Source organism: Variovorax sp. P1_G12 (assembly GCF_056405555.1).
Genome location: NZ_JBFUBW010000017.1, coordinates 151,598 through 157,597, shown reverse-complemented (window position 1 = coordinate 157,597; position 6,000 = coordinate 151,598). Strand labels below are relative to the sequence as shown.

5 protein-coding genes are annotated in these 6,000 nt (G+C 56.4%); 1 reads left to right on the top strand and 4 read right to left on the bottom strand.

Features of this window, described 5'->3' with window-relative positions:
• The 3 genes from AC1D2O_RS20660 to AC1D2O_RS20650 all read right to left on the bottom strand — a co-directional run.
• Positions 1–458 (bottom strand): hypothetical protein (locus tag AC1D2O_RS20660; protein ID WP_478157825.1); only part of this gene is annotated, 458 nt, incomplete at its 3' end.
• A gap of 123 nt (positions 459–581) precedes the next feature.
• The gene (locus AC1D2O_RS20655) at positions 582–2,315 is read right to left on the bottom strand and encodes a hypothetical protein (protein WP_478157824.1); all 1,734 of its coding nucleotides are present in this window, start codon (positions 2,313–2,315) and stop codon (positions 582–584) included.
• Positions 2,312–3,580, bottom strand: a complete 1,269-nt coding sequence (locus tag AC1D2O_RS20650; RefSeq protein WP_477650697.1) for a dsDNA nuclease domain-containing protein — start codon at positions 3,578–3,580, stop codon at positions 2,312–2,314. Before AC1D2O_RS20650 ends, AC1D2O_RS20655 begins: the two co-directional genes overlap by 4 nt.
• 607 nt (positions 3,581–4,187) lie before the next feature.
• On the opposite strand from AC1D2O_RS20650, the gene AC1D2O_RS20645 reads away from it, so the two are divergent.
• The gene (locus tag AC1D2O_RS20645; protein WP_478157823.1) at positions 4,188–5,726 is read left to right on the top strand and encodes an IS3 family transposase; all 1,539 of its coding nucleotides are present in this window, start codon (positions 4,188–4,190) and stop codon (positions 5,724–5,726) included.
• Between the two features lie 66 nt (positions 5,727–5,792).
• On the opposite strand, the gene AC1D2O_RS20640 is transcribed toward AC1D2O_RS20645, so the two are convergent.
• On the bottom strand, positions 5,793–5,960 hold the full coding sequence (locus AC1D2O_RS20640) for a hypothetical protein (protein ID WP_477650596.1): 168 nt from the start codon (positions 5,958–5,960) through the stop codon (positions 5,793–5,795).
• Positions 5,961–6,000 lie beyond the last annotated feature (40 nt).

Here is a 6,000-nt window from a genome sequence, read left to right as displayed (position 1 = left end):
CTATCAACTAGCGTGCGCAATAGAGGGAGTTGTAAAAAATCGTCTGGAGATTGCAGATCTAGCCGATCCGCAGGAATATGGCGACTGTCGGTTTCAACCGTCACAAGCACAAAATTGAGCATTCCGTCCGTTGCGCTTTTCACCCATTTATAATTTCGATGGGTATCTAGCCAATGCTCGGCATCATCATGGTTTCCGACGAAGAGAAACGCTCTGGATTTTTCTTTTCCGTCGACCAATTGAACTACCAGTCGATATGCTTCTGGAAGATCATATTTTTCGACGTTGGGTATTCTTGATTCGCCGTGCTTGGTGCGTGGCAGTGATTGAATCTCTCCGTTTGTGCCGGCTTCTGTCATTGAGGCGCGTACTGCCTGAACAACTTTCTTTTGCCCCTGATTCAGCAGCTTTTTCAAATCGCCATGAAATGATTTTGTTACGATTACTTTATATGTCATATCGATTCACTTAATGTGAGCGCTTCTTATTGATTTGGCGGCCGAGAGATTTGGTTGATTGTTCGGCGCGACTGAAGATGAAAAGACCTCATTGGAGGGCAAGGTGCGAATCTGCGTTCATCGTCACAGACGACTGTACTTGATCTTGCGAAGATGTTCGGAAGAGGAAGCTATCAAAGGCTGCAGGTTGTTTAGGGCGAGCTGAAACTGATCTTCTTGCAAAAGCCCATATTTCACCAGGAGACTAGTTTCAGTGTCTCGATCATCTAGTTGAATGGATTGCGGGAGCGCTTCCTCGATACCTACGATGATTTGTTGCCCTGGAACTCGGTTTCGAAAAATGAACTCAGTGACCATTGGGCGATTGATTTCATCTTGTGCCTTCTGGTGAGGTGAGTCGATGACCAAGGGTGGGAGGATCGCTGGTGAATATTTTGCAGCGGTATGAGCTAGAGCGAAGTAGTAGGCGAGCACAGCGCGGGGGCCACCACTTCCACCTTGCTGTGGTTTGATTTTCACTTCCCCTTTGCGTGTGCGCAGTGATGCGGGGACATTGAGTTGCGTTGCGAATTCACTGTATTGAGCGTTGAAGAAGGCTCGGATTTCTTTAGCTCGTTTAGGGTCATCAAGCGAAGCAAGTCGAGCTTCAAATTCTTCGATTTGGTGACTCGCGTCGCCTCTCGATCGGTCTAGTTGCGCACGCTGCTCTTCAAACGCGTCGAACGCCTTGTCGATGCCCGCGCGGTCTACTACCTCTCTCAGCTTCAGCTTTCCGCGCTCAGTATCAAGCAGCACGTCGATTTGCCTCGCCTGGACATCTAGGTTTGCAAGTGACTTGGAGACGTTGTCGTACTCTCGCTCGGCAACCTTGACTCGGATCGAAAGGGTTGACCTCAGTTGCCGAAGCTCATCTGCTTCGGCCTCCAGATTCAATCGCTCGTGGAATGAGTGTTCGTGTGGTGTGCCACAAGTTGGACAGATGATGTCGTTGCCGACCTCGTAGCCATCCAGAAACACCATGTCCGCTGCGTGTGAGCCCAGCGCCCCGTCAAGGAGGCGAATCTGCACTACTAGTGCGTCTCGCGTTGCGGCTGCCTCTGCTGCACGACTCTGAACGGCGTCTTGTTCAATCGCGAGTTGTCCTGCCTGAGATTCCAGCAGCTTGAGTTCGCGCCTGAACGTCATCGCATCGCGATACCAAGGCGTCCTGGGGAAACGCTCAGCAAGTTTTTTGCGCGCGGAATCCAAGATCTTCTGCTCACGCTCAATGTCATCGAGCTCGCGCCTCTTGCCGGCAAGTTCACTGGATGCAAGCCAGTACTCTGGAGGGCGTATGCCTAAAGCCAGATCCAAGGTGGGCCGTTCCCATTGCTGGAACTCGCCCAGGCTTCGGAAGGTCCGCCAACCAGAGTCCCAGCTTCCATCTTGGTCGACAAAAAACGGCGCGAAGAAAAAAGCTGGTCGTGCTGGACGAATCTCGTTGGTCTTGTTGGCTGTCAGCGTGAGCACAAATCCAAAGAGCCTGCTCAAGTGGTCTCTAAGTTCTCCTGCGTCTGCGGTGGCCCATATCACTGACCGTTCTGAGTCGAACAAGGTATACACACCGCCATGTCTGAGCATGGTGTAGGCTAGGTTTTCGAGGGTGAATTCGACCGCAACGACCGCATCCTTGTCCCACTCGCCCCCGAGGGGCTGGGTGTTGCAGCCAAACGCAGCGAACAGGCTCCGGGAGACGGTCGACTTACCCGTGTGATTCGTTCCCACTAAGGCGTTCGCGTTCGGCTGCAGCGGGACTACCCGAGCCTTTTTCTCCTTTTCGGAGAGCAGCCAGAGCTTGTCGAATTGGAAGCTTTTCATTGGATTTGACCCGGAGACTTCGAACTAGACGACGTAGGTTCTTGGTCGACATGGATGATTGCCAGTAGTGCGATTGCTCTTGCTTCGCGATCGCTTGTTGGCCCGTGCGCACGGGCGTTGACCTGAGCCTGAAGCTCGGCGGTGATCTCATTGAGCGCGCTGATGTACTTTTCAAGATCAGCGCATCGCACGGCTGCGTCAACAGCGACGTCCCAAAGAAGAATCTCCCTGGTCTGGGGTTCTCGAACCATCTGAATCTGCAAACGACTAGCCTCAGACCGAAGCCTGTCGGCGGCCCTTGCCGGCATTCCTTCGACCTTCAGTCCATCGATAACTACATCGAGATGGCCAGCTGCCGTCCGAGTCGCTGCGAACTGTTCGACCAAGGAGCTGAATGCCGTTCGCGTGAAGCCTTTCTTCATCAGGACTTCTTTGAGCGAGGACAACGAGCCAGAGGGGCCCGAGCAGGCGGAGAAAGCCGCCAGCAGTTTTTCCTGTAGCTGCCCCGAAACGCTGGGCAGGGTCGGATACTTCTCGGTAAGGAGCTTGTCCAGTAGCCCACGAACGGTCTCGCGCATTGAGGCCGGAACGACGCTGGACTGTTCAACCGCCAATTTGGCGAGGTGGTCTAACGACGGCTGCTTCAGCTCCGAAGTGAGCTTCCTGCGGATGTATTCGACATCCTCGACGTGAAGATGTTGAATGGCTGCTCTCGAGTAGGCAGGCACCGGACTCCCACTGGCCCCCTTGAGGTCGTTGCCTGCATTTGAAATGAATACACCCTCCGCCTCCACAACATTTGAGAGCTTGTCGACGCAAAGGTATAGCTTGCCTAACGGCGACTTGGCACCAAGCTTGCCATTTCGCTTCTTCGTTTTCAGAGGCGCACATTTTTCTGAGGGCGGCGCCTCGGCACCAGCAACATTTGCGTGGGCCTCGGTGGAGGCCTCGTCCTCGTCCACGGCGGAGCCAAGCTCCTTTCGACACAACATGGCCTTGGACCACTGGCCCCGGGTCCGCTTCTTTACTTGGATAAGCGTTGCCTTGGTAGGAGCAACCGCCGAATCAACAAGCGCAATATCTTGGAGGTATTCGAAGACCAGTGCGTAGTCGGGGAGGTCGCCCTTTTCCATCTCGACCAACAGGGCCATCGCCAGGAACTTAGCGTAGTCGATGCCTTCATTCGTGTGTTCGCCACCAACTTCGCAGATGGCGGGGTCATCGAGAAGAGCGGCCCAAGGGTCACGGGGGAGACCTGCACTCAATCGATCACCTCGAACACACGGTTTCCTCTAGGAGATGGCAGCGCCCAGCCGTACCTTGCTAGTCGCGCATCTGATCGCTCGAGATTCAATCGGCCTCCGTTTCCCATTGCGGTAAAGGCGTGGGATGTGTGTTCCAAATGTAACCGAACAATTCCGAGCACTTTGTGCGCGATTTAAAGCGGTTTCCCGAGGTGCGCGTGGCTGAGGGGGGTACGCTCTTCTCCTCATCTTCTTTTGACTTCCTGCGCGTGATGGACCTGCAGCAGGAGCAGCTGGCGCGCAGCCTCGGCGACGGCCACCGCGTGATCCACGCGCGTGGCGGGCTCCGGCAAGACCATGATCCTGGCTGCACCCGCGCCGTGGCCAGCAGGCCTACGCCGCTTTCGGACGCCGAGACGTCCCCGGGGTCCTGGCCACGCTCACTGACTGTTGGGAGTCACAGTTGTTGGCGCCGGCGCGTTTTTGGCCCAGATGCCGACATTGAGCTGACCCCTTGCGTTACCTCGCAATCCTGGTGCGGGCAAGATTTTCAACGCCCGTCAATGGGTCAGAGAAATTCCGGCAAATGGGGATGCGGACAAAAACTTGGACTACCAGGAGGTAGTTCATGTATTCGTACGAGGACAGGATTCGAGCGGTAGAACTCTTCATCAAGCTCGGCAAACGCGTCAGGGCGACCATTCGTCAATTGGGGTACCCGACCAAGAATGCGTTGAAGGGCTGGTACCGGGAGTACGAGCGGCGGATCGACTTACCAAAGGGCTATGCGCGCTCGAAGCCCAAGTATTCTCAAGAGCAGAAGGAGGTGGCTGTCAGGCACTACCTTGATCATGGGAGCTGCATCGCATTCACCATCAAGGCGTTGGGCTATCCGGCACGCGATTCGCTGCGTTCCTGGATTCACGAATTGCACCCCGAGCTGCACATTCGCGTCGTCGGCCGATCCAACGGGATAGAGCGGCCGCCAGCGATGAAGCAGGCAGCTGTCATCGCGTTGTGCACGCGCCAGGAGAGTGCGCAAGCCGTGGCTCAAGAGCTGGGCGTGTGCAGGCCAACCCTGTACAACTGGAAGAACCAGCTACTCGGCCGCGAGGTTCCAGCATCCATGAAGCGCCAACACGATCTACCGCCAGGCCCGGAACGGGAGGAGCTGGAGCGCCAGCTCGAAGCCCTCCGGCGCGACATCCGACGATTGCAGCTCGAACAAGACCTCTTGAAGAAGGCGAATGAAATCCTAAAAAAAGACCTGGGCATCGACCGGCAACTCCTGACCAATCGGGAGAAGACGCTGCTGGTTGATGCCCTGAGGCAGACGTATACCCTTGGGGAACTGCTCAACGAAGTGGGCCTGGCGCGCAGTTCCTACTTCTACCATCGAGCCCGGCTCGATGCCGCGGACAAGTACGCCGAGGTGCGTCGCACCATCACCGACATCTTCGAGCGCAACCACCGTTGCTATGGCTACCGCCGGCTGCAGGCTTCGCTGACCAGGCAGTGCGTCGGCATCTCGGAGAAGGTGGTGCAGCGGTTGATGAAACAAGAGAGCTTGGTTGTTGCCAAGCCGAAGCGGCGCAGGTACGGCTCATACCTGGGAGAGATCAGTCCGGCGCCAGACAACCTTCTCAACCGAGACTTCCGGGCTGCAGCGCCGAACGAGAAGTGGCTCACTGACATCACGGAGTTCCAGATCCCGGCTGGCAAGGTGTATCTGTCTCCCATGATCGACTGCTTCGACGGCATGGTCGTCAGCTGGTCGCTCGGTACGCGCCCGGACGCTGAGCTCGTCAACACGATGCTGGATGCGGCCATCGAGACGGTGGTCGATACCAAAGACCGGCCCGTCGTTCACTCCGATCGTGGTGCCCACTATCGCTGGCCAGGCTGGCTCTCGCGCATCGCCGATGCGAAGCTCATTCGCTCGATGTCGCGCAAAGGGTACTCGCCTGATAATGCGGCGTGCGAAGGCTTCTTCGGCCGGTTGAAAACCGAGCTGTTCTATCCTCGCAATTGGCAGTCCACAACCATTGAGCAGTTCACACAGGCCGTGGACTCCTACATCCGTTGGTACAACGAACAGCGGATCAAGATCTCCCTGGGCTCTCTCAGCCCCATCGAATACCGAGAGAGTCTTGGACTTACGGCATAAAACCAGTCCAAGTTTTTGTCCGCATCCCCAATGGGTCAACTCTCGTCCGGCCGCAACATGCAGACGCTAAAAGCGATTTGCCGCCCGCCGTACGACGACTTTCTCCTTGTCCGCTGCTTTTTCCGGCTGGGCCGCTGCCTTCCGTGGAGCGCGTTTGGCCGGCTTTCGCCGTCCCTTGAGGGACTCGATCAGGGAAAGGGCTTCCTTGTCGAACTTCGCGTTGTCGTCGGGCATTGCGGCCTCCGGAGGATGCGAGGGCCGGATGGTACGACGA